Below are 25,886 nucleotides of genomic sequence, written 5' to 3' on the forward strand. Positions count from 1 at the left end.
GGCCGGGCGAAGAACGTCCGTCCCGCCGCCAGCGGCCACAGCAGCGCGAAGATCAGCCCATAGGCATGGCGATACGACACCGTGGACAGGGTGTCGGCTCCGGCCAAAGACTCGCCCCACAGCGCATTAAGCGCGGTCAGTTCGGCGTCCAACTGGGCGAGCGAACGGACCACCTCCTTCGCCTCGCCGGTCGAGCCCGAGGTCTGAAGGCACAAACTGGCCCGGTCGGGCTCAAGCCCCCCGCTCCACGCGGCCGCGCCCGGTTCGAACGTGTCATCGATCCACTGGTCAATCCCGTCGATTGGGCCGGGATGGGACGGCACCACCACGCGCGCCCCGGCGCTCAAGGCTCCGAACAAACCGACGGCAAAGCGCCAGCCGTCGCGGCAGGTCAGTCCGACCCGGTGGGCGGTGGCTAAGTGGCGGGCGGTGCCGCCGATTTCGGCGCAAAAGCGCGACCAGGTCAAATCCTCGCCGTCGCGCCGGGCCACGACATGATCGGGGGCGAACGCGGCGGCGTTCAGGCATTCGAGCCGGATCACCGTGCCGTCTCCCTGGCCCGGACCCGGCGGCGGATCAGATACTCAATCCCGAACAGACTGCCCATCAGCAGATAGGAGATCAGGCCGTTATAAAGCGTCCACAAATCGCGGTCGCCCATCGCCACGGTCAATGCGGAGACGCTGGCATTGCCCAGCAGGAACAGGAACCACACCCAGGTGACCGTCCGCATATAGGCGCGCGCTGCGAGCGACGGCTCGGGCTCGGTCAGGCTGGCGAAGCGTTCCACCAGGGTCGGGCCGCCGCGCAGCGACAGGCCGAACGCCGCCGCCATCCCCAGGCTCATCAGCACCGGATAGGCCAGCACGGCCAGGGCCGGGGCGATCAGGGCAAAGGCGGCGGTGGCGATCAGGATCGCGGCCAGGGTCGGGACCAGGGCGGAAGCCAGCGCTCCGCCTCGGGTGACCGCCAGCCGTGCCCCCACCAGGGCGAGGGCGAGAACCGCCAGCACGGCAGAGGGCACCCGCCCCAGACTGACATAGACCAGTCCGGGATACAGAATGCCAAGTCCACCCAGCCCGAGGAGGAAAAGCGGCCGTCTATTCGGTGAGGAGGTCATGGACGCGGTCAACCACGTCGGCAACGGTGCGGACCGTCTTGAACTGCTCGGGCTTGATCTTCTTGCCGGTCAGATCCTGGAGCCGGACCACCAGATCGACGGCGTCGATGCTGTCGAGGTCGAGTTCCTCGAACAATTTGGCGTCCAGGGTGATGCGTTCGGCGGGAACCTCGAACATCTCGACGAGATAGCCGGACAGGGTGGTGAAAATCTCTTCGCGGGTCACGAACGGGGTCCCTTTTGCTGCTGAATGAAGGCGGCCAGCGCGGAAATGCTGGCGAAGTGGCGTCTGACCTCGTCCGAGACGGTTTCGATCCGGATATCGTAGGTCTTGCGGATGGCGACGCCTAATTCCAGCGCGTCGATCGAATCGAGGCCCAGTCCTCCATCGCCAAACAAAGGTTCGTCCGAATCGATCTCCTCAGGAGACATATCCTCCAGATTGAGAGCCGAGACGATCAGCCGTTTCAGCTCCAGTTCCAATGCATCCATGACCATGCGATTCCGTATAGTACCCTTCAATGAATTCGACCAGCTTGCGCGCCGAAAGCGAGCGGTAGCGATAACCCAGGAAGTTGTGGATGTCTAGGTGATCGCCCACCTCCATTTTGAACTTGGATCGCGTTGACGGAACCTTCCACCACGGATTTCCCTTGTGGAGAATTGGCGGTTCGCAATTTATTCTTATAAGTTGTAAATCAACCTCGGCATGTATTGCTATATTTGCAAACCCTCGATGCAATACGATTGGTTGACCCCGCACGGTTCGGGTGCCCTCGGGGAAGACGATCAGGTTGTTGCCCGCCTTCAGAGTCTCGATGCAGGTGCGCAGCAGCGCCTCGGGGTCCTGGTCGTTCCGGATATATCCCGCGCCCTCGACGGTCAGGCGGAAGAACGGATTGCGCCACAGCCCGCCTTTGACGATGCATTGAACGTTGGGCACCGCCGCCATGATCATCACCACGTCCAACAGCGACGGATGATTGGCGATCAGCATCGCGCCCCGTAGCAATTTCAATTGCTCGGTTCCGGTCATGTCGATGTCGGCGATGCGAAGGGCGTGGATCGCCCGGCAATAAAGCCGCAGGCTCCGATGCAGCACCGCTTGAATCCGCTTTTGCCGCAGACAGCGGTCGCGGGTGACCAGCGCGATCAGCGGAAACACGGTCAGCGCCAGTAACGAACCGCCGATGCCGATCGCCGCCAGGAACAGGCCGGTGCCCAATGCGCGCCAAATCCGGTCCAGTCTATGCCGCACGGCACCACGTCCAGGTCAGCCGTTCGCCGACGGCACGGGTTTCACTGCCGCCGCACTCAAGCAGGGCGGCGACGCGATGGGCCAGGGAGTCAGCCCCGGGTGGGTCGGACGGCGCCAGGCGAAGCGCGATTCGCTCGCCCGCGCCGGTATCGTTGTCCGGGGCCAGGAGCAGGGCCAGCGCCAGCGCGTCCTCGGCCCCGCCGCCGATTCCGTCATACGACTCGGGCAACGCCTCGTCGAAATGGAGCAGCAGCACCCGCTCGATCCCGTCGGCAAGACAGGTCGCCGCCTCAAGACAGCCATAGCCGAAAGACTCGTTCCCTGCCGCGACGGCGGTATGCCCGGCCCGGTTTCCGGCGGCAATCGACAGCAACCCGGCCAGAGCGTGATGAACCGACAGGCTGAAGGCGGCGGGCGACACCTCGCCGTTATCGACCAGACCGCTCAACAAGCCCAGGGTGCGGGAATATTCACCATGGCGTGACGACAGGACGATCCGGGGCTGGTCGGTCGTTTCGCGTCCACTCAGCAGGCACCACGCCGCCTCCAGCGCCTTGCGCCCGATCGGGGTGACGCGGCGGCGCAGCGATGACGGCAGGTCGGCCCCGGTTCCGGCCGTGCCGCCGCTGGCAAGATGGTCCCGTCCCGGCAGCCAGCCTGCCCAGGCTTCCAGCCGGAAGCCTGGCGCGTGCGATTCGGTCTGCGATGCGACCGTCATGATCTTCTGTTCCCTCCGCTCCCGGCCACGTCTCTCGGTTGTTGTCGGTGACACTAGCCATTATCCGCCCCGGGCGGCAACAGCCGTCATGAGGGCGGGATCCTTCCCCCCTATTTGCATACACAGCCCTTTTTTTCTATGATGCAATCCACTGCAATCGACGGATCGTACCGGCGGACGATGACATCACCGATCACGCGCTTTGTCCGTCTGTGCCGTCTTCTTTTCGTCGCGGTGGCGCTTGTCGCTGCGGTGGGAGTGGAAAGAGCGGCGGCGTCTCCCGATTTACGCACCCTGGTCGAAGCCGCCCGCGCCGCCGGGGAAAACGCGCTCGATATCGAGCCGATCAGCCTGGTCCAGGCCACGTCGCGCCAGTTGCTGCGGGTCGAGGGCGATGTCGATTTTCCTCTTTCAGTCGGGATTGATCTGCCGCTCGACGCGCGCCCAAGCGAGATCGGCCCCGCTTTGACCGGGTCGGTCGCCGAGACCGGGCGCTATGTCGTTCTGTTCGACGTCGCCCTGGCCAAGGCATCGCGCAAGGTCCGCGATATCCAGGACCGCACCTCGCGCAAGGTTGTTTCGGTCGATCGGATTGACAATCCCGCCTATCTGCGGGCGGTCAAAAAATTCGATTCCAGTTCGACCCGGGTCGAGCGCGCCCCCGACAATCCCAAGGTGCTGATGCGCTATGAAGAGGCGCAGCGCAAGGTCGCAACGACGCCGCGCTATCTCGAACAGCCGGTCTATGGTCCCTATCAGTTCAAGGTCGCCGATGCCGAATGCGTCAAGACCCTGACCGTCAAGTATCATTTGGTCGATCGCATCGCCAACACCGTCATTTCCTCGGTGATCGATGTCGTCGAGACCGAGCGTTTTACCTTCGCCTATAACATCGACGCGTCTGACCCCCTTCAGAGCGCCTATGCCAGCGACTTTTCGACCGAGCGGCAGGTCCGCGATTGGGAGCGCGCCCCGATTGTGATCCCGTTGTCCCAGGTGCTCGACCACGCTTTGGCCAAAAGCGGGGCGGCGCGTCCGCTGGGTTCGCTCACCGCGTTTCTTGACGAGATCGGCCGCGAGCGGACCCGCGCCTCGCTCCGTGCCTATGCCGAACAATACGATTCGCGACCGCTCAACGATCCCCGCTTTGACAGCGTGGTCGTGATCTATACACCGACGGGGCAGGGCAGCGGCTTTTTCGTCCGCCCCAATATCGTGATGACCAACTGGCATGTGGTCGAAAACAATCCGATTGTCGAACTGCGCACCTATGACCGCCGTGAAACCTTCGGGCAGGTGATCGCCAAGGATGTCCGCCTCGACCTCGCCTTGGTCAAGGTCCAGGACCGGGGCCGGGTCGCGCCGTTCTTCCAGGGCAAGGGGCTGAACCCCGGCGACAGCGTCGATGCGATCGGCCATCCCAAGGGTCAGCGTTATTCGATCACGCGCGGCGTCGTCAGCGCGATCCGCAAGGCTCGGTCCGGCACCAACCCGACCCAGGCTGGCCCCGAGGTTCTGTATGTCCAGACCGACGCCGACATCAATTCCGGCAATTCCGGCGGGCCGCTGTTCCTGGGGGACAAGGTGGTGGGGGTCAACACCTTTGGGCTGATGCAGCGGATCGAGGGGGGCGAGGGGGCGGCCCCGCTGCCCGGACTGAATTTTGCCGTCCATTACGCCGAAGCCAAACGCTTCCTGGACGAATCGATGAAGGGGGACTGACGATGCGCTTCGACCGGCGACACTTCCTGGCCGTCGGGATGGCGGCATTGGCGACCGCCTGCCAGCGTCCCAACCAGGGCGACATGGTGGTCGATTCGAAAACCGACCGGATGTACGGGATGCGTTCGGATAGCTCGATCTTCACCGATGCGACGATGTTCCCCAACCGGCGGCTGAAGCTGTCGTTGCGCAACATGTCGGGCGACCCGGTGTGGGATCTGGATTCGACCCGCGAGCGGATTCTTCAGGGTTATCTCGGCAAGGGATATGAACGGTCGGACGGCACCGATTTCGGCCTGAAGGTCGATCTCAACGTTGTGCGCAGTCAGCAATTCGACCGCGACATGATCGCTCAGTTCGGCTTTCTGGGCGCAACCGGCGGGGCCGCCGCCGGGGCCGGAGCGGGCGGGGCCTATAACGGGCCGGGTGGAATGGCCGGGGGCGCAGGCATTGGGCTGTCGGCTGGGGTGGCGCTCGGCACCCTGGCCGGATATTTCACCGTCGACAGCATCTATGTGGTCATCACCGAGGCGATTTTCGCCGTCCGCCGCAACGCCGCCAAGCCACGCCGGGTCGTCACCTTTGACGGTAGCCCGCGTGTCGAGGAATGGGAAGAGAGCGGCTATGGCTCGTTCCACCGGGTCCACCGCGTCACCATCGCCAATTACGGCGGCGGCCGGTTCGTCACCCAGGCCGAGATCGCGGGCGATATCCGCGACCGCCAGATTCGCTCGCTGATCAGCTTGATCTGACCCTCTAATACCGGCGGCTCAATGAATTGACCCGCCGCAATGGCGGCCAGATACCGGCCAACAGGTCAAAACAAAGGTTGGCCGGTATAAAACGTTAAAGCCCCGCGCCAGGGTGTGGAGCGCGGGGCTTTTGACTTTAACGTTCCGATTTTTTCAGCGGGGAGTTCACTCTCGCCAATCGACCGGAAGGGATGCCTGTTCGAGTCATGAACAGTCTGCCCCTGTCCGGATTACCGCAGCATGGCGGCCGGATGATATTTTTGTAATGCAGGCGGTTTGTCGGCTTTCGCCAGCACGTTTATCGCCCGCGGCATAATCCGGGACGTTGGGCAGAAAGGCGCACCGACGCCCTCCGAATCCCTATGGTGCCGGATTCCCGGCTAGGGTCGGAGTGGCGTCCGTGGCGAAGCTTTAGCGGGGCAAAACAGTCACGAAACAGCGACGAACGGCACCGCCAGACGGCGACACCGCGCGCTGTCGGGCCGTTTAGAAACCTTCGCGTTCCAAACGCTTGCGTTCCAGCTTACGAGCACGACGCACGGCTTCGGCCTTTTCTCTGGCGCGGCGCTCGGACGGCTTCTCGTAATTGCGACGCAGCTTCATTTCACGGAAAACCCCTTCGCGCTGCATCTTCTTCTTGAGCGCCTTAAGGGCCTGATCGACGTTGTTGTCACGAACGAGTACTTGCACGTTTCGCCACCGCTCCTCTACGCTTGAAAAGCCACCCCATCGCACGGCACAACTGCCGTCCGGGAAGGCGCTTGATATCACAGTGACGGTTGCTTGGGAAGGGGCTAGGGATATGCAAATCGATCCGAGCGCGAAACGCGACGCTCTGGTGCTGGCGGCATTGCCTCATATTGCCTTCGATGGCTGGTCCGACGTGGCGTTGTCCGAGGCGGCGCGCGACCTCGATTACCCGCCGCGCGAGGCGTTGCGGCTGTTCCCCGGAGGTCCGGTCGAGGCGCTGGCTCATTTCGTCGCGCTGGCCGACAAAATGCTGATCGACGATTTCGCCCTTCAGGGTCCGCGCGGCGGCAAGCTTGATGAGCGGGTGTTCGTCGCGGTCAAGATGCGGCTGGACCGCTGGTCGGCTCATCGCGAGGCGATCCGCCGCGGCGTCTCGCTGCTGTCGTTGCCGCAAAATCTGCCGCTGGCGGCAAAGCTGGGTTGGGGCACCTCTGACGCGTTGTGGCGGGCGGTGGGGGATAAAAGCCAGGATCTCGCCTGGGCAACCAAGCGCGGGTCGCTGGCGGCGCTCTATTCCGCCACCTTGTTCTTCTGGCTGGACGATCAGTCGGAGGATTCGATCGAAAGCTGGGCGTTCCTGCGCCGCCGCCTGATCGATATGGGCAAGCTGCCGCGCCTGCGCCACCGGGTCGAAACGGTGGTGCGGCGGAGTTTGACCTCGTTCCAGCGCAAAAGTCCGTGGAACCGTAACCGGCTGCATCGCCGCGTTGCTGGGAAATAGACTGCTTCTCCGCTTCGTCCCGCCCCCTCCCATCGGGAGAGGGCGGGCGAGGGGTCTTTAATACACCATCGTGCTCATGGTGATGTCTTCCCACACCTGCTTGACCGTCAGCGACATTTCAACCGCCCGCTCGGTGTAATAGGTGTGGAGCAGGTGGTGGGCCTTTTCAGAAAAGGGCCGTTCCAGGAAGTCGCGATAGAGCGCCTGGACCTGCGGGTTGTTGTGCGATTGACGGACAGCGGTGGCGCGGTCGATCGCAAACAGGGTCTCGCGCCGCTTCAGGGCAAAGGGCAGATAGGCCTTCTTCGAGCGCAGATTGCCGCCGCCATCGACGCAGCCGCCGGGGCAGGCCATGATCTCGATGAAGTCGAAATCGGCAGTACCTGCCCGAACCGCCTCGCACAATTCGCGGGTCGGGCGCAGGCCGTGGCACATCGCCACCTTGACCGTGCCGATCTTGCCGCCGACCTCGATGGTGGCGGTCCGCGCCCCGTCGAAGCCGCGCAACTGGGCCAGTTCGATCTGGGGCAATTCGCGGCCATTGGCGATCTGATACATCGTCCGCACCGCCGCTTCCATCACGCCGCCGGTGGTGCCGAAGATCGCTCCCGCGCCGGAATAGGCGCTCATATACGGATTGTCGAACACCGACGGTTCCTGGCTGCGCAGGTCGATGCCCTGACGCTTCAGCAGACGGGCGAACTCGCGGGTGGTCAGCACCACGTCGATCTCGGCGATGCCGTTTTCGCTCAGTTGCGGCCGGACCCGCTCGTCCTTCTTGGCGGTGCAGGGCATGATCGAGATCACCCGGATGCGCGCGGGATCGATCCCCATCCGTTCGGGCAGGTAGGTCTTGGCGATCTTGCCTAAACATTGCTGCGGCGATTTGGTCGAGGACAGCAGCGGCAGCAGATCGGGATAGTGACGCTCGGCGAAATTGATCCAGGCCGGGCAGCACGAGGTGAAGGTCGGCCGCCGTTCCCCGGCGAGGCGGCTCAGCAATTCGGCACTTTCCTCCATCACCACCACGTCGGCGGCGAAGTTGGTGTCGAGCACGATGTCGGCGCCCAGACGGCGCAGCGCGCCGATGATCCGGCCTTCGACATTGGTTCCGGCCGGCAGGCCGAATTCCTCGCCAAAGCCGACCCGCACCGCCGGAGCGAACTGGAAGACGGTGACGATCTCGGGATCGAACAGCAGGTCGAGCACCAAATCGGTTTCATCACGCTCGCCCAGCGCTCCGGTCGGACAGACCATCACGCACTGGCCGCAGGTGACGCAGCTTGAGTCTTTCTGGCTGAGACCGTGATGCAGCCCGATCGACGAATCGTTTCCGGTGCCGGTGACCACCAGCGCATCGACGGTCTGGCCGTCGCGGCAGATCGTGACGCAGCGCTGACAGCGGATGCATTTGGTCATGTCGCGGATCATCGCCGGAGATGATTCGTCGATGCCGCGTCCCAGCGTCCGGGTCCGGTCGAAGAAGCGGTTGGTGTGCAGCCCGACATATTGGGCGATGTCCTGCAACTCGCAATTGCCGTGGCGGACGCAGGTGGCGCAATCCTGATTATGGTCGGCCAGCAGCAATTCGACCTGGAGCCGCTGTGCCTCGCGGACCCGGCGGGTGCGGGTGCGGATATTCATCCCCTCCTGCACCGGGGTGGTGCACGAGGCGACCAACTGAGCCGCCTCGCGGCCGGGCTGGTCGATTTCGACCATGCAGACCCGGCAGGTGGCGGGGGCGTGGTCGATGTCGTTCATCTCGCACAGGGTCGGGATCGGCACGCCGTGGCGGCGGGCGCAGGCCAGAATGGTTTCCTGGGCCTCGGCAGTGACGGGGCGGCCGTCCAACGTGGCGGTGACGGTTTGGCTGGTCATGTCAGGCCGCTCCTTCCGGGATGGGCTGTTCGGTAATCACCGAATAGATGCGGTAGCAGCGCATGCAGCGTCTGGCTTCCCGGTAGGCGTCGGCGTCGGAGATGGTGGTCTCGACCTCTTCGAACATGGTGCGGCGGACTTCGGGGTCGAGTTCGGGATGGTGGACCCGGTATTCGAGCCGCACCGGCAACTCGACGCAATCGGCGGCCAGCAATTTGTGTTCGTTCAAAATCTGGCGCATCCGCGAGCGCGGGAAGAAGCGGGTGTATCCCCGCTGGATATAATCGTCGATGCTGCGCGCCGCCTTCAGTCCCGCTGCCATCGCATGGATCAGGGTCGAGGGGCCGGACACGCAATCGCCGCCCGCGAACACACCGGGGCGCGAGGTGGCCAGATCGGTGGGGGCCGCCTCGATACAACCCCAGCGGGTCATCGTGACGCCGTCGGTGGGACCGACGACGCCTTTGCGCACTTGCTGCCCGATCGCCGAAATCAGAACAGAGCATTCCATCCGCCGTTCCGATCCGGGGACCGGCTCGACATTGCGCCGCCCCTTGGCATCGATCTCGGTCTGGCGCATCGAGACGACGTCCAGACCGACGACGCGCCCGTTCTCGTGGATGATCTTCGCCGGATTGGTCAGGAAGTGGACGATCACCCCTTCGGCCTCGGCGGCCTCGATTTCCTCGTGATCGGCGGGCATGTCCTCGCGGGTGCGGCGATAGAGCAGGTGGACCCGCTCGGCCCCCATCCGCAGGGCGGAGCGGACGCAATCCATCGCGACATTGCCGCCGCCGACCACCACGACATCGCCGCACAGACGGGTCAGACGGGTGCCCGCGATGTGGTCGTGCACCTTGAGCAGAAAGCCGATCCCGGTTTCATAGCCCAGCGCCGAGGAATCCTCGTCGGCGACGCCCATCGGCGTCCCCTGCTGACAGCCGAGCGACAGGAACACCGAGCGATAGCCCCGCTCGAACAGGGTGTCGATGGTGAAGTCCCGGCCCATCGCCTGGTTGAACAGGAACCGCCCGCCCAGCGCCAGGATGATGTCGGTTTCCGAGCGCAGCACGTCCTTGGGGAGGCGATAGCTGGGGATGCCGATTGCCGCCATGCCGCCCGGCTCAGCCATCGCTTCCAGGATATCGACGTGATAGCCGTGCAAAAGCAGGTGATAGGCACAGGAAATCCCGGCCGGACCGCCGCCCACCACCGCCACCCGCATCTCGGGCGGATGGGATGAGGCGATCAGATCGCGCGAAAACCGCAGCGCGTTCGGTCCCTTCTGATGATCGGCGACATAGCGCTTCAGGATCTTGATGCCCACCGCCTCGTCGACGAGGTTGCGGCGACAGGCCATCTCGCAAAAGCGGACGCAGACCCGGCCGCAGGTCGCGGCCATCGGGTATTTCTGCAAGATCACGCCCAGCGAATGTTCGGGCTTGCCGTCGCGGATGTAATCGATATAGCGCGGTACGTTGATCTTCGACGGACAGGCCTCGATGCAGGGCGCGGTCATGTAATCCATGCCGTGCTGCACCGTTCGCGCCGCGCCCGAGGCGATCTCTGCTTCGATCACGTCGCGGAAATGGGTCAGCGCCGCCAACAGAGCGATCGGCGTCGTCCGCCCCAGCCCGCACAGCGAGGTCTCGGCCATCTGCCGCCCCAGCATCGCCACGGTGTCCAGGTCGAGCGGCGCCGATTCGCCCGCCGCCAGCGCCGCCAGCGATTCGCCGATCAGCGCGGTGCCCATCCGGCAGGGGGTGCATTTGCCGCAGGATTGTTCCTCGGCCTTGGCCAACTGGCGGCGCAGCGCGTCGAGCAGACTGACGGTGCGGTCGAAGATCAGGAAGCCGCGATCGCCGAAAAAGGCGCGGATCGGATTACCCGGATTGAATTCGCCAAATCCGGCCAGGCTGGGGAACAAGGAGCTGGCATCTCCATCGCCGTTGCGATGGTCGATCACCGCGCCGTCCCAGATTCCATAAACGATTGTCGCCATAAATCCCCCTTGGTCCCAGCCCATTATCCCCCCGGATACGGTACCAGGATTTCCTCTAATCATGGATCAGGGGCCGGGTTCTGTCCATCGGCGACGGGTGGGGGAGCGGCTGGCTCTCCTCCCCCCTCCTTCGGGTGGGAACCGGCTTAGCGGGCGAGGATGCTGGCAGCATCCTTGGTTTTGCCGACGGCGGATTCGATTTGCTGGATGCTGGCGCTGATCGTCGCGACCGTCCGGGAAATGGTATCGACCGAGCCCGCCGCATTCTGCATATTGCCGGACATGTCGCGGGTCACCGCGCTTTGCTCCTCGACCGCCGCCGCCGTCGCGGTGACATGATCGCGAACGGTTCCGATCGATTGGCGGATGACGCCGAGCGAGGACACCACATCGTTCGAGATTGCCTGAATCCCTTCGATTTCCGCGGAGATCTGCTCGGTGGCGCGGGCGGCTTGGTTCGCCAGATTCTTGACCTCTCCCGCCACGACGGCAAAGCCCTTGCCCGCATCGCCCGCGCGGGCGGATTCGATGGTGGCGTTCAGCGCCAACAGATTGATTTGCCCGGCGATGGTCTGAATCAGCCCGACGATCCCGCCCATCGCGACCGCAGCCGCCGACAGGCGCTGCGCCGAATCCCCGGCCGAGACCACCTGATCGAACGCGCCATCGGTCGCCGTCTGCGATTTGGTCATGCTCTGGGAAATCTCGGTGATCGAGGCGGCCATTTCCTCGGCGCTGGCGGCCATCAACTGGACGTTGCCGGAGGTTTCCATCGCGGCGGAACTGGCGGTCGCGGTTTCGGTCGTCGATTGGGTGACGGCCTGATCGATCTCGGCAAAATTGACATCGATCAGCGTTTTCAGTTGGCCGAGCAGGGCGATTTGTTTGGTGATATCAGTGGCGAATTTCACCACTTTGACCGGCTTGCCATCGGCATTTAAAATCGGGTTGTACGAACCTTCGATCCAGACTTCGCGCCCCCCCTTGCCGATCCGGCGGTATTGGGCGGCCAGAAACTCACCCCGCTGCAACGTTTCCCAGAACACGCGGTACTCCTGGCTGGCGCGATAGGCGGGATCGACGAAGATTCCGTGATGCTTGCCGACGATTTCGGCAAGGTTATAGCCCATCGCTTTCAGGAAGTTGTCGTTGGCGGTCAGGATCGTCCCGTCCATCTTGAACTCGATCACCGCCTGGGATTTCATGATGGCATTGTACTTGCCGACAAGGTCGAGATAGTGCTCTTTTTCCTTGGTTACGTCGGTTGCGTATTTAACGATTTTTGTCGGCGTGCCGTCCGGTTTCAGGATTGGATTGTAGGCGGCTTCGAGCCAGATCACGCGGCCATCTTTGGTGATGCGCTTGAATTGGCCCGACTGATATTCACCGCGCCGTAATTTTTTCCAGAATTCAGTATAGTCGTTGCTGGCGCGATACGAATCGTCGACGAAAGCCCTGTGGTTTGTCGCAAGGGCCTCGGCAAGAGAATATCCCATCAGAGTGAGGAAATTCTCATTCGCCGAAATAACGTTTCCGTTCAAGTCGAACTCAACCCGAGCGTTCGATTTCTCCAGCGCCTGGATGATCGATTCGTTTTCGAGACTTTTCGCGTTCTTGAATGGAAACATATTGTGCCCTCCTCGTGGGTGGCGACCCCATACAACGGTGTCTATGACCTTTGCTGATGCTATTCCTTTTGTTTAAAATCGGGAAGGCTGTTTAGAACGAATTTCAATCTGGTCGGGGTCAGGCCGAAATCGACTCTAGTGCCAGGGGCCCGAGCCTTGGACCATCTGAACGATCGTCAGCAAAATCTCGAACATGATGAGGAAGACGATGTACCACTCGACCTTCATGCTGCTGCGGGTCTGAATCAGGTCGAGCAGGGTTTCGGCGGTATCGGAGATTACCTCCAGCTTGCGGTCGAGCGCCCGGTTGCGGGCCGACAGGTCGTATTCGCGCTCAAGCCGGACGAACAGCCGTTCCAGTTCGGGTTTGACCCACAGCACTTCGGGGCTGTCCAGCAACTCGACGCGGCCGACCATCCGGTGCTCGGCCAGCAGGACCTCGCCAATCTGGGCCAAAAGATCGCGGGTGCGCAAATGGCGCAGGCTGCGCTTGCCCAGCGACGCGGCCAGCGGCTCGATACTGTCGAACACGCGGGCGATCCGGGTTTCGTAATGATCGAGCACCAGATCGCGCGCCATCATCTCGGCGACCAGTTGCAGCCGCTCGGGGCAGGAGTCGGCCAGCGAGATGATCCCGGTCTGGTCGACCCGGTCCTCGCCGCCGGGAACGATGACCAGATCGGTCGAGGCGCGTCCCTGGACCGGCATCGGTTCGGCCACCAGTTTGGCCAGCGAGGTGAGGAACACAGCCTCTTCCATCGGGTCGAGCCCGAACAGAACCGCGACGCCATAGCGGAACAGCACGGCAAAACCGTCTTTACCGGCACGGATGATCAGGGGGGCGGTGCCAAGCACCTGGCCTTCTTCGAGGCGGCGGGTATCGAGACGTTCGCCCAGCAACAGAACCTGGGCGGACAGCCGACCGGTTCCGCTGGAACCGGCGGTGTGGGGGATGTCGGAGGTCATGAAATCCGAATAACAGGAATGGGGAGGCAAACCATAACACGGCGGCGGAACAAACCGCGTGTTCCCTGCTCTCTGTCACCGAATTTTCATGGCCCCGGGATCGGTCGATGCCACTGGCGTTCGGTGAAGGCCAAAGATATAGTCCGCACGAGTGAGAGGGAGCATTCGTAATGGACTACCGTTTTTCCGAACAGGGTGGCGTCACCCATGTCACGCTGACCGGTCAGTTGAATTTCGCGGCGAACGAAGACTTTCAGGCGATCGTCGAAAGAATCGCGAAAATTCGTGGGTCGAAGGTTGTCTTTGATCTCGCCAACCTGAGTCATATTGATTCGGTCGGTCTCGGCCTGCTCTATATCGCTCACGAGGAGCTGGCTGCGGTCGGTTCGAGTCTTTCGTTGCTGCACCCGCGCGACACTGTTTTGCGGATGCTGGAATTGACCGAAGCCAACGAAACCTTCGACATTATTCCCTGATCGCGGCGGCCGAACGGCTCGGGTCAGAGCCGTCGGCCATAGCCGGGCGAGAACGCCACGGTCAGCCCCCACAGCGCGGCCAACTCTGCCGGTGAGCGGACGATATGAGTCGTCGCCTCGGCCGGCCGGTCTTCGATCACGATCTCGCCGTTTTCGATTGCGACACGGCGGGTCACCACCTCGTCAAATCCCCGATGCGTCCCGATGAAATCGGCCCCGAAGCGGATTGCTTCGGCCTGGGCGCGGTCTTCCAGCCGGAACGGTGCCAGCATCTCGGCCGGTTCCGCCTCGCCCTGGCGGGGGACGAAATGGGCCAGGGCCGAGCGATAGCGGTCGCGCGCCAGCAAATCCGAGCCAAACACATAAGAGCCGGGATCGCGCGCCCAGGCCACGCCGTCGATCTCGATCTCGACCGCTAATTGGTCGTTATGGGCGTGGCCGCCGCGTCCGTTCTGGCCGATCGGGCCACAGCGAACCGCGATCAGGGCGCGGGGACCACGCCACAGATAAAGGCCGAATTCGGTGAAGGCCAGCGGCTCCAGCCCCTCCAGCGCGGTGGGGTCGGGCGGCACGATCCGCACCACCTGTCCGGCCGGGCTGGCAAAGATCGGCCGGTCGGACAGCACGGGCAGCGGTGGCGCGGTCTCGGCGAAGCGGGTGCCTCCGGCCAACGCGGCGGTCAGAATGGTGGCGAATCCGGCCTGGGGCGGGACCGGCGCGGGCGGGTGATGCTCGAACAGGCCACGCCCGGCGGCGAACAGTTCGGCGGGACCGAGAACGCGCTCGACCGGCCCGTCGGAACCGGGATCGCACAGCGGCGCCGCCTTGAAGAAGCGGCCGGAATCGGTATCGCCGATCTGGATCATCAAGCCCGAGGGCAAGGTGGTCGCGGCGGCGAAGCGCAGCGCGGCGGCGAGGCGTCCCTGTGCCTCGGCCGACAGTGGGCGTCCCCGCCCGGCCAGCAGGGCGGCGGTGTAAACCGCCATCTCTGCCGACAGACGGTGATAGGCGATCGAGGCTTCGAAGCAGCCGCCATCGGCGGTGAACTGGCGCAGAATCTCGGCGTCGAGTTCGTCGGCGGCGTAGCCCAGCCAGCTTTTGCTCTCTTCTGCTTTGGGCAGATAGGCGGCGATGAAGGCCAGCCCGCACAGATCGGCCAGATAATGATTGGCGCGATAGGTTTCGTGCCATTCGAGGAAGCGGAAGACAAAGCGGCCATGGGCCAGGGCGGCGGCAGCCAGATCGGCATCGAAGGCGGGGCCGAACACGACCCCTTGCGCCCGGAACAGGTCCCAGCCGACCAGCAGGTTGGCGGCGCGGATCGCGACATCCATCGGACAGGACCAGTTCGGCCCCCAGCCCGGCGGGTTGGCTCCCAGGAAATCGAGCACCTGATGGCGGAATTCGGCGGCGATCCGCTCGGGCGGGGGAAAGCCGGGCGTGCCCCGCGAGGCCAGCGCATAGGCCTGGGCCAGCACCGGGGCGTGCTGGAAGCGGGCCAGTTCCCACGGCAGCTTGATATCGGTTCCCGGTTGACCGCCGCCGACGGCGCGGCCCCAATCCCGGGTCGACCAGCGATAGCCCGAGCGGAAATCGACCATCCAGTCGATCGGCCGCCAGTCGGGATCGACGATGCGGTCAAGCAGGGCGCGGGCGGAGGGGCGGGCCCCAGGCCGGTGGGCAGCGACGATCTCCTGACGCCAGTCGGGGGTCAAGGCCGGGCCGGGGCCGTACTGATGGCCATTGAAGCCGGGATAAGTCTCGCCATGGGCAAGCCGGACCCAGCCCGAACCGAGCAGATCGAAGCGATGGGCCAGCCACAACGCGGTCAGCCCCCGGATCGTCTCGGCATTGGCGGCGGCGGCGCTGAAATCAACTGTGCCGAGGACGCGGGTCAATGGCCCGGCGGCCTGGGGATCGAGATAGGGATTGCCCCGCCCGTTGACCAGTTCCCGGACTGGCCGGGTCGCCGCTTTCCAGGCGAAAGACAGGCTTTTGGTCAGCACCAGATGCGGCGGCATCGTCTTGGCGACCCGCAGCAGCAGGGCGGTTTGGCTGGGTGGCGTGGGCTCGGCGGGCGAGCCGGTGGAGGCGGCGGGAACCGGGGCTTTGCTCATGATGGGCCGGACTATACCCCGGCGGTTGCTCCCTGCCAATCCGCCCGCGATTCAGGCGGCGGGGCGAGTCCGTCATGGCGGCTGCGGCGGGTCAGGTAACGGTGGCACTGCCCCTCGCCGTCATAGCCGAGCAGAGTGCCCAGGATGAAATCCTCTTCCGGCGATAGGCGGTTGAGGGGGCAGGTGACGATCCGTCGTGCCGTTTCAACCCAGGGTTTGCGGCCAAAAAAGATGTTGGTCTTGGTCGGGCTGACGAAATGAAGGAAATGGTCGATTCCCTCGCGTTCGAGCCGGGCCGCACTCTGCGCAATCTCTGGTCCGCTTGCCGTCAGCATGAACAGCGCTCGCACCCCTTTGCGATATTCGTAGATCTGATTGATCAGCACTTTCATCCTCGACTCTCCCCCGGCTGGAGCGGATGATCGGACCATAATGCGAATGAGAAAGAATCGCAATAAGGGATCGATTTCCCTCTTCCGAGGCTGGCGTCGCGACACCACATCCACTAGTATAGATTTATTCTAAAAAGAGGGCGGCCCATGACGCACGATCCGGTCATCGATCCCATCTCCCGTCCCGATGGCTGGGCGGTCACTGCCTGGGCCGAGGCTCGCCGTCGCCCTCTCCCGGCGTTGGGGCTTGGCGCGGCGTTGGCGGTGGTTGTGGTCCTGTTTGCCGCGGGCGGGATCGGCGCGCTCAAGCCCGAAAAAGCCGAGATGGTGCGGCTGGCCTGGCTGGGCGGTCTGGCCGGTTTTGCCGCAACGGCGCTGGGGGCCGGGGCAGGGGTGTCGCTGCGTAATCTGTCCACCCGGGCCGAAGACAGCCTGCTCGGCTTTGCCGCCGGGATGATGCTGGCGGCCAGTTCGTTCTCGCTGCTGCTGCCCGGTCTGGCGGCGGGGCGTGAAATCACCGGCAGCGGGCCGTTGGCGGCGTTGGTGGTGATCGTCGGGCTGGCGCTGGGAGTGGCCTTGATGCTGGGGCTCGACCGCTTCTTCCCCCACGAACACCCCCATAGCGGCCCGTGCGGTCCCGGATCGGCCCGGGTGTCGCGGGTATGGCTGTTCGTCCTGGCGATCACCTTGCACAATCTGCCCGAAGGCATGGCGATCGGCGTCAGCTTCTCTCAGGGGGATCTGTCGGTCGGCTTGCCGCTGACCACCGCGATCGCCTTGCAGGACATCCCCGAGGGGCTGGCGGTGGCGATCGCCTTGCGTGCCGCCGGGCTGAGCGTGGGGCGAGCGGCGGTTCTGGCCGCCGCCTCGGGGCTGATGGAGCCGTTGGGCTCGTTGCTCGGCGTTGGTCTGTCGAGCGGGTTTGCCCTGGCCTATCCGATCGGTCTCGGGTTGGCGGCGGGCGCGATGATCTTTGTCGTCTCGCACGAAGTGATCCCGGAAACCCACCGCAACGGCCACCAGACACCGGCGACGTTGGGGTTGATGGTCGGCTTCGCGGTGATGATGGGGCTGGATACCGCGCTGGGGTGAGCCGTTCGTTGCGGTGGATGTGAATATGGTGCTTGACGTGGGGCGGGGTGTTCGCTACACATTCCGCCTCCCCGGTGGCGGGTGTAGCTCAGTTGGTTAGAGCGCCAGGTTGTGGTCCTGGATGTCGTCGGTTCGAATCCGATCACTCGCCCCATTCCCCCCTTTTATCGAACAAAGCGTTCCTCGCCGCATCGGCAGGGGGCGGTTTCTGCTGAGTCCACCTCCAGAGAGACGTCTATGACCAACTCTGACACCGTCACCATCCCGCGAGCCGAATATGAGGCGATGCAAGCCCGGATCGAGGATCTAGACGATATCCTTGCCGGTCATGCCGCGCGGACCGGGGCTACCTTGCCGCATGACTTCGCGATGCGGATCATTGATGGCGACCATCCCGTGCGGGTTTGGCGCGAGTATCGCGGCCTGAGCGCCGTGGCGCTGGCCGAGGCCGCCAAGGTGTCGAAGACCTATCTGAGCGAAATCGAGACCGGGAAAAAGCCGGGTTCGGTCGAGGCCTATAAGAGCCTGGCCGCCGCCCTGGCCGTTCCGGTCGATGCTCTGCTGGGGTAGGGAGCGTCCACGCCGTTCCAGCGTTTTTTGTGCTTGCCAGCCGGTCGCGGCGCCTGTAGATAAACGCCCGGGAGATCGGCGGCGGACGAATCTATCGCCAACCCGGTCAGGTCCGGAAGGAAGCAGCCGCAACGATTTCAGATTTGGGTCGTTGTCCGGTCTCCCACCTCACTCCATCGCCACAGACATTGATGCCGGGTCCGCTTAAGGTCTGTCCCGGCCAGAATCGTATCGTCCTTTTGGGATGCGATCGGATGGTGTTGATATCCCTAGGTAGAACATCTCTAGCCCCGACCATCGGCAAGATTGTCGTGCGCTCTGGCGGCGCGCGGGACTTTGCTTCGGCGGCGGCGCGATATATTCTGCCGCGATGACCGACAGCCCCGCCCCCGCTCCGTACCGCGTCTTGGCCCGCAAGTACCGGCCCACCGATTTTGCCGGATTGATCGGGCAGGAGGCGATGGTTCGCACCCTGTCCAATGCGATTCGCGGCGGCCGTCTCGCCCACGCCTTCGTTCTGACCGGTGTGCGCGGGGTGGGGAAGACCACCACCGCCCGCATCATCGCCCGCGCGCTGAATTGCATTGGCCCCGACGGCAAGGGCGGCCCGACGATCGAACCCTGCGGCGTCTGCGAGCATTGCCGCGCCATCGCCGAGGATCGTCACGTCGATATCCTGGAGATGGACGCCGCCAGCCGCACCGGCATCGACGATATCCGCGAACTGACCAATCAGGTGCGCTATCGCCCGACCTCGGCGCGCTACAAGGTGTTCATTCTCGACGAAGTCCACATGCTGTCGGAAAAGGCGTGGAACGCGCTGCTGAAGACGCTTGAGGAACCGCCGGAACACATGAAGTTCGTGTTCTGCACCACCGAAATCCGCAAGGTGCCGGTGACGGTTCTGTCGCGCTGTCAGCGCTTTGACCTGCGCCGGGTCGAGATGGACGTTCTGTCGCGCCATTTCGCCGCGATCGCCGCCAAGGAAGAGGCCGAGATCGAGCCGGGTGCGCTGGCGATGATCGCGCGCGCCGCCGATGGGTCTGTCCGCGACGGCCTGTCTCTGCTCGATCAGGCGATCAGCCATGGCGGCCGTCAGGTGTCCGAGGCCCAGGTCCGCGACATGCTGGGTCTGGCCGATCGCGCCCGCGTGTTCGACCTGCTCGACGCGGTGTTCAAGGGCGAGATCGCTCCGGCGCTTGATCTGATCGACCAGCAATACGCAGCCGGTGCCGATCCGGTGGTGGTGATCCAGGACATGCTGGAACTGGTCCACTGGCTGACCCGGCTGAAAGTGTCGCCCACCGCCGCCGATACCGCCGGTGTCTCGGAAACCGAGCGGGTGCGGGGCGCCGAAATGGCAGCCAAGCTGTCGCTGGCGGCGCTGACCCGCGCCTGGCAGATGTTGTTGAAGGGGCTGGCCGAGACCCGCTCCGCTCCCAGCCCGATCCAGGCCGCCGAAATGGCGGTGGTGCGGCTGGGCTTTGCCGCCGAATTGCCCAGCCCGGCCGAACTGGTCGAACAGCTTCGCTCGGGCGCGGTGACGTTGCCCGGCCCGCGTGGTCCCTCGGGCGGGGGCGGTGCCTCCTCTGGCGGGGGGCGGGTCGAGGCGATCGGCTCCCACATTCCGGCTCCGTCCGGTCCGGGCGGCGGTGCGGTGGCGCTGCGGGCCGAGCCGATTCCGCTTGAGCCTCCGGTGGCGTTGCCGCCGATGCCGACCAGCTTTGCCGAGGTGGTCGCGCTGTTTTCCGAGCGGCGCGAAGGCGTGCTGGCGGTCAGTCTGCGCACCCAGGTCAACCCGGTGTCGTTCGCGCCGGGGCGGATCGAATGGCGCCAGCAATCGAAGGCGCCATCCGATCTGGCACCCAAGGTGGCCCGGCTGTTGTCGGACTGGACCGGGCGGCGTTGGACGGTGACGCTGAACGCGACCGACCCGGCCGAACCGACCTTGGCCGAGCAGGAGGCCGGTGCCGAGTTGCGCCGCCGCGAAGACGCCGCTAATCATCCCCTGGTCAAGGCGGTGATGACCGCTTTTCCCGGAGCCACGATCGAGGCCGTGCGCGACCTTGACGAGGCCCCGGTGCCCGAAGCCGCGCCCGACGAGGGAGAAAACGAGGCCGGGCCCGATATCGAACTGTTTCCTGGAGAGGAAGATCTATGAAGAACCTGGGTAATCTGATGAAGCAGGCCACGCAGATGCAGGCCAAGATGGGCGAGATGCAGCTGAAGCTGGCCGAGACCGAGGTCGAGGGCGCGTCTGGGGCCGGGATGGTCCGCATCACCATCAGCGGCAAGTACGACCTGCGCAAGGTTTCGATCGATCCCTCTCTGGTCAAGGCCGAGGACGTGTCGGTGCTGGAAGACCTGATCGTCGCCGCCTATGCCGATGCCAAGAGCAAGGCCGAGGCGGTGATGCAGGAAGAGATGGAGAAGATCACCGGCGGCATGGGGCTGCCCGGCGGTCTGAAGCTGCCGTTCTGAGCCCGCTGGCCGGACGTTCCGCGGGGCGGGGTCCGGCCGTCCCGGTTCGGGTTTGACCCAGATGGTCGGACCCGAAATCGAGCGGCTGATCCAGTTGCTGGCGCGGTTGCCCGGCCTCGGGCCCCGCTCGGCCCGGCGCGCCGCGCTGAAGCTGCTGGAGCGGCGCGAGACCTTGATGGAGCCGCTGGCCCGCGCGATGACCGACGCGGCGGCCCGGGTCGGCCCCTGCCGTCTGTGCGGCAATTTCGATACTGTCGATCCCTGTGCGATCTGCGCCGATCCCCGCCGCGATCCCGCTTTGCTGTGTGTGGTCGAGGATGTCGCCGCGCTGTGGGCGATGGAACGGACCGGCAGCTTTCGCGGCCGTTATCTTGTCCTGGGTGGGCTGCTATCGGCGCTGGACGGGGTCGGGCCGGAGGATCTGGGCATCGCCCGGCTGATCGAGCGCGCCGCCGCTCCCGATCTGGCCGAAGTAATTCTGGCGCTACCCGCCACCGTCGAAGGGCAGACCACCGCCCATTATCTGGCCGAGCGTCTGGCCGGGGGGCGGGCCACCGTGTCCGGTCTGGCCCAGGGGGTGCCGATCGGCGGCGATCTCGACCACCTGGATGACGGCACCATCACCGCTGCGCTGCGGGCGCGCCGCAAAGTATGACACCGGCCAACCTGGCCGGTATCAGGCGGCTATTGCGGCGGCGGCTCAAGGTCGAGGGGCAAGGCAACCGGCACACCTAGAGCGCGCGCATGTCCCCGTTGTCGTTCGCGATACGCAAGGACGCGACATTTCCGCAGCGTGCGGCCAGCTGTGATTGCGAGATGTAAAGGGACTGAGAGTCGACAAGCATTCCGCGCAAAGGAAGACCGCTTAACGAAATCGGGCAAGCACAGGAAGCGCACGCTGAAGTCAAGGAGCTGATCATGCTCGAATGCAAAGGAGAAGTCCTCATCTTGACCGGGCCACCGGGGTCCGGAAAGACGACGGTCGCGGCAGCACTTGCTCAGATGGCGGGGTCGGCGAAGGTCCATCTCCACTCCGACGACTTCTGGCATTTCATTAAGAACGGCGCCATCGCGCCCTACCTGCCAGAATCCGACGCTCAGAACCGGGTGGTGATGGATGCGCTTTCCCGAGCCGCGTCCTCCTATGCCGAGGGTGGGTATTTCGTCATTCTCGACGGGATCATCGGGCCATGGTTCCTGCCGGCGTTCGAAAGTCTGACGGTTCCCGTCCACTACATAGTTCTTCGCCCGCCGTTACGCGTGGCCATCGACCGCTGCCAGCGGCGGGGCGCCGATACGCTAACCGATCCACAGGCAATTACCGCACTGCATCAACAGTTCAAAAATCTCGAAACGTTGGAAGCACACGTTTTGACAATTGAAGAAAGCGATAGACCCGATCACTTGATCAATAAGATTTTATCAATGGTCCTGAGTCGTAATTACATTCTGCAATCGAACCGGTCTATTAATAGGCTGTAATTCATATATCTAGAATCAATTCATATTTATACTATGTCCTGACATTTGAATGAGGCGCACTTCGTTCATCCGCACTGCCTCCTCTCAGGACCGCTCTATTCTCGGAACAAAAGTTCCTCTCAGTGTCCGGTTGGTCTGACTGAGACCCCCAGGCGCCCGATCCGCGCAAGGCTGCCCGGTTGGTGGCGGGGGCAGACAGACTTGGCCCGGAAATGGTAGCGTCGGGCTGTGTTCTCGCCTCCTGACCAGCGACGAAGCGGACCAACATGACGGAAGAGCTGAGCGCCTGCCCCGAGTGCGACGCCCTGTACCGGAAACGGCGGCTGAATCGGGGGGAAACGGCGCGCTGCCCGCGCTGCGGTGCCCGGCTGTACGGGCGGGCCCGGCTGGGTCCCGATCAGATGCTGGGGCTGGTGACCGGGGCGCTGCTGACCTTCATCATCGCCAACGCTTATCCGATCGTCGTGATGCAGGTGCAAGGCGTCAGCAACAGCGCCACCCTGTCCGGCAGTATCCTGACCCTGTGGTCCGAGGGGCGGCGGCTGATGGCGGTGCTGGTGTTCGCCACCACCCAATTGTTTCCGCTGCTTGATCTGGTGGCGATGACGGCGCTGTTGTCGGTGGCGGTACGGACGCGGCGCGGCGGTGTCCGCCGTCCGGGCTGGTTCGCGCCGCTGCTGCGCTTTTTGCAATCGATGCGACCGTGGGGAATGACCGAAGTGTTCATGCTGGGAGTCCTGGTCGCTCTGGTCAAGCTGTCGAACATGGCTCATGTCCTGCCGGGGGTGGCGCTATGGGCCTTCGGTGCCCTGACGATCATGCTGGCGGCGATTTTGTCGTTTGATCTGCGCTCGCTGTGGGACGAGGCCGAATCGTGAGCCAGTCGCTCCCCGTTGCCACCGCTGACCGGGCCGGTCTGGTCGCCTGCGAGCATTGCGGCACGCTGTCGCCGCGTCACTCCGGACCGATGACCTGCCCGCGTTGCGGCGCGGTTTTGCATCGGCGCAAGCCCGATAGCCTCAACCGGACCTGGGCCTTGCTGGTCGCGGCGATGATCTTGTATCTGCCCGCCAATTTGCTGCCGGTGATGGTGACGACCTCGCTGTTCCATAAAACCCACGACACCATCATCAGCGGCGTGGTCTATTTCTGGAATACGGGATCGGTTGGGCTGGCGGTGCTGATCTTCAGCTTTAGCATCCTGATTCCGATGCTGAAGATGGGGGCACTTGGTTTTCTGGTGATTTCGGTGCGTCATGGCTCGGCCCGCACCCGCCGCCAGCGGATGGTGCTGTTTCGCATCGTCGAATTCGTCGGCCGCTGGTCGATGCTGGATGTGTTTGTGGTCGCCTTGATGGCCGGTCTGGTTCGTTTCCACTCGCTGGCGATGGTCGAGGCCGGTCCGGCCGCCGCCGCCTTCGGCGCGGTGGTGGTGCTGACGATGTTGGCGTCCTTTAGCTTTGATTCCCGCCTGATCTGGGACAATGACGAGAAATGCGATGAGCGATGATCTGGTGCAGCCGATCCCCGAACCGGTGGTGCGCCCGCCAAGGCGCTGGGTCCCGTCGATGGTCTGGCTGGTGCCGCTGCTGGCGGCGCTGATCGGGGCGTCGCTGGTGTTTCAGGCGCTGTGGGAAAAGGGGCCGACGATCACCGTCAGCTTCGCCACCGCCGAGGGGATCGAACCCGGCAAGACTAAGGTCAAGTTCAAGGCGGTCGATATCGGCGAGGTCGCCGCGCTGCATCTGGCCCCGGATCGGTCGCAGGTGCTGGTGACGATCAATCTGGTCAAGGAGGCGAGCAAGTTCGCCGTCGCCGACAGCCGCTTCTGGGTGGTGCGGCCGCGTCTGGCCGGAAGCGGCGTCTCGGGGTTGGAGACGTTGCTGTCGGGCTCGTATATCGGCGTCGATGCGGGCTATTCGGAAGAAAAGCGCGACAATTTCGTCGGCCTGGAAAGTCCCCCGGTGGTCTCGTCCGAGGTGCCGGGCCGCCGCTTCGTGCTGAATGCCGAGGATATCGGATCGCTTGATGTCGGCTCCCCGGTGTTTTTCCGCCGCATCCCGGTCGGCCATATCGAGCAGACCGCATTGGCTCCGGACGGGCGCAGCCTGACGCTCAGGATTTTCGTCAAGGCCCCCTATGACCATTTTGTCACCACCAGCGCCCGCTTCTGGCACGCCAGCGGGATCGATCTCAAGATCGACGCGGGTGGGGTCAAGGTCGATACCCAATCGCTGGCTTCGATCCTGATGGGCGGCATTGCCTTCGAGACGCCGAGCGGGATCGCCGAGGTCGAACCGGCCCCGGATGGAGCAGAATTCCCCTTGGCCGCCGACCATGCCGAGGCGCTGAAAAATCCCGAAGGCAACGCCTTTACCGTGCTGCTGCGCTTCCATCAGACCGTGCGCGGCCTGACCGTCGGCGCGCCGGTCGATTTCCGGGGTGTCGAGATGGGGCGGGTCCGCTCGATCGACCTCACCTACGACAAGCAGACCGGCGATTTTTCCCCGGTGGTGATGGTCGATGTTTTCCCCGAACGGCTGGCGATCGGCGAGCATGTCCGGGGCAGCAAGGATTCCGCCGCTGCCCGGGTCAAGGGCATCGCCGATCTGGTGCGCCGTGGCTTGCGCGCCCAGTTGCGGACCGGCAGTCTGTTGACCGGGCAATTGTTCGTCGCCCTTGATTTCTTCCCCGAAGCGCCGCCAGTGCGGTTCGATACCTCCGCCGATCCGATGGAACTGCCCACCGTCGCCAGCGATCTTCAGGAATTGTATCAGCAGGTCCAGAGCATCCTGCGCAAGCTCGATAAGATCCCGTTCGACACGCTGGGACAGGACACCCACAAGGTGATGGTCGGCCTCGATGCCAGCCTGAAGAGCCTTGATGCGGTGCTGCGCCAGACCGACCGCGACGTGTTGCCCGAAGTCCGCAACAGCCTGAAAGAGATGCGCCAGACGGTCGAATCGCTTCAGGCCCAGGCGGCGGCGGATTCTCCGTTGCAACAGGACACCAGACAGGCGCTGCAAGGTCTGGCCGAGGCGGCCCGCTCGCTGAAGGCGCTGACCGACACGTTGGTCCGTCAGCCGGAATCCCTGCTGCGCGGCAAGAAGGACAACGACAGATGAGACACATCTTTCTTACCGCCGTCGCTGTCGCGGGGCTGCTGGGTCTGGCCGGGTGCGGGTCGTCGCCGCCGCCGCGCTATCACGCTCTGTCGGGTGGGGCCAATTCGGTCGAGTCCGCCGGAGTGGGGAGTGCGGCGATGCTGGTCGAGTTGTTGCCGCCCGCGCTGCCCGAGCGGCTGAATCGCCAGGATCTGGTGCTGGGCGGGGCCGAGGGACGGCCGGTCGAGGTCCGCGAAGGCGACCGCTGGGCCGCGCCGCTGGCCGACGAGATGCGCCAGATCGTCGCCGACGCGCTGTGGCGTCGTCTCCGCGCCGCCGACACCTATCGCGCCCCGGTGGCGCTCGCGGCCAGCCCGTTGCCGCAATATCGTCTGGCGCTCCGGATCGAACGGTTCGACGCGATCCCCGGCCGTCAGGCCTTGGTCGAAGGATCGTGGACCGTCCGCCGCCTGCCCCAGGGCGGACCGGCGGTTTGCCGCGCCGGGTTCGTCGTGCCGCTGCCCGGCACCAGCCCCGACGAGGCCGTTGCCGCTTTGGCCGACGGCGCGACCCGGCTGGGCTGGACCGTCGCCGCCAGCCTGGATCGGTTGCATCGCGGCGAGGCCGATCCGTGCGGGTCCGCCGAGGGACGCTAAG

26 protein-coding genes, 1 tRNA gene, 1 other RNA gene and 1 pseudogene are annotated in these 25,886 nt (G+C 64.4%); 16 read left to right on the forward strand and 13 right to left on the reverse strand.

Features of this window, described 5'->3' with window-relative positions; translation table 11 throughout:
- The 6 genes and pseudogenes from K678_RS02230 to K678_RS17510 all read right to left on the reverse strand — a co-directional run.
- Nucleotides 1–542: pseudogene (locus K678_RS02230) on the reverse strand (hypothetical protein); the annotation flags it as partial.
- Nucleotides 539–1,120 (reverse strand): COG4648 family protein, encoded by a 582-nt coding sequence (locus tag K678_RS02235; protein WP_155804415.1) that lies wholly within the window; start codon nucleotides 1,118–1,120, stop codon nucleotides 539–541. The pseudogene K678_RS02230 and the gene K678_RS02235, both read right to left, overlap by 4 nt.
- Nucleotides 1,101–1,346, reverse strand: a complete 246-nt coding sequence (locus K678_RS02240) for an acyl carrier protein (protein WP_021130835.1) — start codon at nucleotides 1,344–1,346, stop codon at nucleotides 1,101–1,103. Before K678_RS02240 ends, K678_RS02235 begins: the two co-directional genes overlap by 20 nt.
- The gene (locus K678_RS02245; protein ID WP_331270943.1) at nucleotides 1,343–1,618 is read right to left on the reverse strand and encodes a phosphopantetheine-binding protein; all 276 of its coding nucleotides are present in this window, start codon (nucleotides 1,616–1,618) and stop codon (nucleotides 1,343–1,345) included. Before K678_RS02245 ends, K678_RS02240 begins: the two co-directional genes overlap by 4 nt.
- On the reverse strand, nucleotides 1,542–2,345 hold the full coding sequence (locus K678_RS02250) for a lysophospholipid acyltransferase family protein (RefSeq protein ID WP_021130837.1): 804 nt from the start codon (nucleotides 2,343–2,345) through the stop codon (nucleotides 1,542–1,544). Before K678_RS02250 ends, K678_RS02245 begins: the two co-directional genes overlap by 77 nt.
- A 22-nt stretch (nucleotides 2,346–2,367) precedes the next feature.
- Nucleotides 2,368–3,096, reverse strand: a complete 729-nt coding sequence (locus K678_RS17510; protein ID WP_021130838.1) for a beta-ketoacyl synthase chain length factor — start codon at nucleotides 3,094–3,096, stop codon at nucleotides 2,368–2,370.
- A 180-nt stretch (nucleotides 3,097–3,276) separates the two neighbouring features.
- Between K678_RS17510 and K678_RS17515 the strand changes: the two genes are divergently transcribed.
- Both K678_RS17515 and traT read left to right on the forward strand, forming a co-directional pair.
- The gene (locus K678_RS17515; protein ID WP_021130839.1) at nucleotides 3,277–4,818 is read left to right on the forward strand and encodes a S1C family serine protease; all 1,542 of its coding nucleotides are present in this window, start codon (nucleotides 3,277–3,279) and stop codon (nucleotides 4,816–4,818) included.
- A gap of 2 nt (nucleotides 4,819–4,820) precedes the next feature.
- Nucleotides 4,821–5,570: a complement resistance protein TraT gene (gene traT, locus K678_RS02265; protein WP_021130840.1), complete on the forward strand. Its 750-nt coding sequence runs from the start codon at nucleotides 4,821–4,823 to the stop codon at nucleotides 5,568–5,570.
- A 486-nt stretch (nucleotides 5,571–6,056) separates the two neighbouring features.
- Here the strand turns inward: traT and rpsU are convergent, their stop codons facing one another.
- Nucleotides 6,057–6,260: a 30S ribosomal protein S21 gene (rpsU, locus tag K678_RS02270; RefSeq protein WP_002726599.1), complete on the reverse strand. Its 204-nt coding sequence runs from the start codon at nucleotides 6,258–6,260 to the stop codon at nucleotides 6,057–6,059.
- Between the two features lie 112 nt (nucleotides 6,261–6,372).
- Between rpsU and K678_RS02275 the strand changes: the two genes are divergently transcribed.
- Nucleotides 6,373–7,041 (forward strand): COQ9 family protein, encoded by a 669-nt coding sequence (locus K678_RS02275; protein WP_021130841.1) that lies wholly within the window; start codon nucleotides 6,373–6,375, stop codon nucleotides 7,039–7,041.
- Nucleotides 7,042–7,098: 57 nt separating this feature from the next.
- On the opposite strand, the gene K678_RS02280 is transcribed toward K678_RS02275, so the two are convergent.
- From K678_RS02280 to K678_RS02295, 4 genes are all read right to left on the reverse strand, one after another.
- Nucleotides 7,099–8,919 (reverse strand): [FeFe] hydrogenase, group A, encoded by a 1,821-nt coding sequence (locus K678_RS02280; protein ID WP_021130842.1) that lies wholly within the window; start codon nucleotides 8,917–8,919, stop codon nucleotides 7,099–7,101.
- A gap of 1 nt (nucleotide 8,920) precedes the next feature.
- Nucleotides 8,921–10,921: an FAD-dependent oxidoreductase gene (locus tag K678_RS02285; RefSeq protein WP_021130843.1), complete on the reverse strand. Its 2,001-nt coding sequence runs from the start codon at nucleotides 10,919–10,921 to the stop codon at nucleotides 8,921–8,923.
- A 146-nt stretch (nucleotides 10,922–11,067) separates the two neighbouring features.
- A complete protein-coding gene (locus K678_RS02290; protein ID WP_021130844.1) occupies nucleotides 11,068–12,549 on the reverse strand; it encodes a methyl-accepting chemotaxis protein in 1,482 nt (493 codons plus the stop codon).
- A 135-nt stretch (nucleotides 12,550–12,684) separates the two neighbouring features.
- Entirely contained in the window at nucleotides 12,685–13,515 is an 831-nt protein-coding gene (locus K678_RS02295; protein WP_021130845.1) for an RMD1 family protein, read from the reverse strand.
- Nucleotides 13,516–13,685: 170 nt separating this feature from the next.
- Between K678_RS02295 and K678_RS02300 the strand changes: the two genes are divergently transcribed.
- Nucleotides 13,686–13,991, forward strand: coding sequence for an STAS domain-containing protein (locus tag K678_RS02300; RefSeq protein ID WP_021130846.1), 306 nt, complete (start codon nucleotides 13,686–13,688; stop codon nucleotides 13,989–13,991).
- Between the two features lie 23 nt (nucleotides 13,992–14,014).
- Here K678_RS02300 and K678_RS02305 read toward each other — a convergent pair whose 3' ends face one another.
- Both K678_RS02305 and K678_RS02310 read right to left on the reverse strand, forming a co-directional pair.
- Complete coding sequence (locus K678_RS02305; protein ID WP_021130847.1) at nucleotides 14,015–16,108, reverse strand: heparinase II/III domain-containing protein; 2,094 nt, start codon at nucleotides 16,106–16,108, stop codon at nucleotides 14,015–14,017.
- An 11-nt stretch (nucleotides 16,109–16,119) separates the two neighbouring features.
- Nucleotides 16,120–16,500, reverse strand: a complete 381-nt coding sequence (locus tag K678_RS02310; protein ID WP_021130848.1) for a DUF2023 family protein — start codon at nucleotides 16,498–16,500, stop codon at nucleotides 16,120–16,122.
- Nucleotides 16,501–16,647: 147 nt separating this feature from the next.
- On the opposite strand from K678_RS02310, the gene K678_RS02315 reads away from it, so the two are divergent.
- From K678_RS02315 to K678_RS02365, 12 genes are all read left to right on the forward strand, one after another.
- A complete protein-coding gene (locus K678_RS02315; RefSeq protein WP_021130849.1) occupies nucleotides 16,648–17,592 on the forward strand; it encodes a ZIP family metal transporter in 945 nt (314 codons plus the stop codon).
- A 77-nt stretch (nucleotides 17,593–17,669) separates the two neighbouring features.
- Nucleotides 17,670–17,746, forward strand: a tRNA-His gene (locus tag K678_RS02320).
- An 83-nt stretch (nucleotides 17,747–17,829) separates the two neighbouring features.
- Nucleotides 17,830–18,162 (forward strand): helix-turn-helix domain-containing protein, encoded by a 333-nt coding sequence (locus tag K678_RS02325; RefSeq protein ID WP_021130850.1) that lies wholly within the window; start codon nucleotides 17,830–17,832, stop codon nucleotides 18,160–18,162.
- 69 nt (nucleotides 18,163–18,231) lie between these two features.
- An RNA gene (gene ffs, locus K678_RS18070) (signal recognition particle sRNA small type) lies at nucleotides 18,232–18,330 on the forward strand.
- Nucleotides 18,331–18,532: 202 nt separating this feature from the next.
- Complete coding sequence (locus K678_RS02330) at nucleotides 18,533–20,323, forward strand: DNA polymerase III subunit gamma/tau (RefSeq protein ID WP_021130851.1); 1,791 nt, start codon at nucleotides 18,533–18,535, stop codon at nucleotides 20,321–20,323.
- Nucleotides 20,320–20,643 (forward strand): YbaB/EbfC family nucleoid-associated protein, encoded by a 324-nt coding sequence (locus tag K678_RS02335; protein WP_021130852.1) that lies wholly within the window; start codon nucleotides 20,320–20,322, stop codon nucleotides 20,641–20,643. The genes K678_RS02330 and K678_RS02335 overlap by 4 nt, the downstream gene beginning before the upstream one ends.
- Nucleotides 20,644–20,704: 61 nt before the next feature.
- The gene (gene recR, locus K678_RS02340; RefSeq protein ID WP_021130853.1) at nucleotides 20,705–21,298 is read left to right on the forward strand and encodes a recombination mediator RecR; all 594 of its coding nucleotides are present in this window, start codon (nucleotides 20,705–20,707) and stop codon (nucleotides 21,296–21,298) included.
- Between the two features lie 263 nt (nucleotides 21,299–21,561).
- Nucleotides 21,562–22,125, forward strand: a complete 564-nt coding sequence (locus tag K678_RS02345) for an AAA family ATPase (RefSeq protein ID WP_021130854.1) — start codon at nucleotides 21,562–21,564, stop codon at nucleotides 22,123–22,125.
- A gap of 266 nt (nucleotides 22,126–22,391) precedes the next feature.
- The gene (locus tag K678_RS02350; protein ID WP_021130855.1) at nucleotides 22,392–23,003 is read left to right on the forward strand and encodes a paraquat-inducible protein A; all 612 of its coding nucleotides are present in this window, start codon (nucleotides 22,392–22,394) and stop codon (nucleotides 23,001–23,003) included.
- Nucleotides 23,000–23,635 carry a paraquat-inducible protein A gene (locus K678_RS02355; protein ID WP_021130856.1) on the forward strand — a complete coding sequence of 212 codons (636 nt, stop codon included), beginning with the start codon at nucleotides 23,000–23,002 and terminating at the stop codon, nucleotides 23,633–23,635. The genes K678_RS02350 and K678_RS02355 overlap by 4 nt, the downstream gene beginning before the upstream one ends.
- Nucleotides 23,625–25,250 (forward strand): PqiB family protein, encoded by a 1,626-nt coding sequence (locus tag K678_RS02360; RefSeq protein ID WP_021130857.1) that lies wholly within the window; start codon nucleotides 23,625–23,627, stop codon nucleotides 25,248–25,250. Before K678_RS02355 ends, K678_RS02360 begins: the two co-directional genes overlap by 11 nt.
- Nucleotides 25,247–25,885: a PqiC family protein gene (locus K678_RS02365; protein ID WP_021130858.1), complete on the forward strand. Its 639-nt coding sequence runs from the start codon at nucleotides 25,247–25,249 to the stop codon at nucleotides 25,883–25,885. The genes K678_RS02360 and K678_RS02365 overlap by 4 nt, the downstream gene beginning before the upstream one ends.
- Nucleotide 25,886 lies beyond the last annotated feature (1 nt).

The sequence above is a fragment of the Magnetospirillum fulvum MGU-K5 genome (assembly GCF_000442515.1).
Lineage (GTDB): Bacteria > Pseudomonadota > Alphaproteobacteria > Rhodospirillales > Magnetospirillaceae > Phaeospirillum > Phaeospirillum fulvum_B.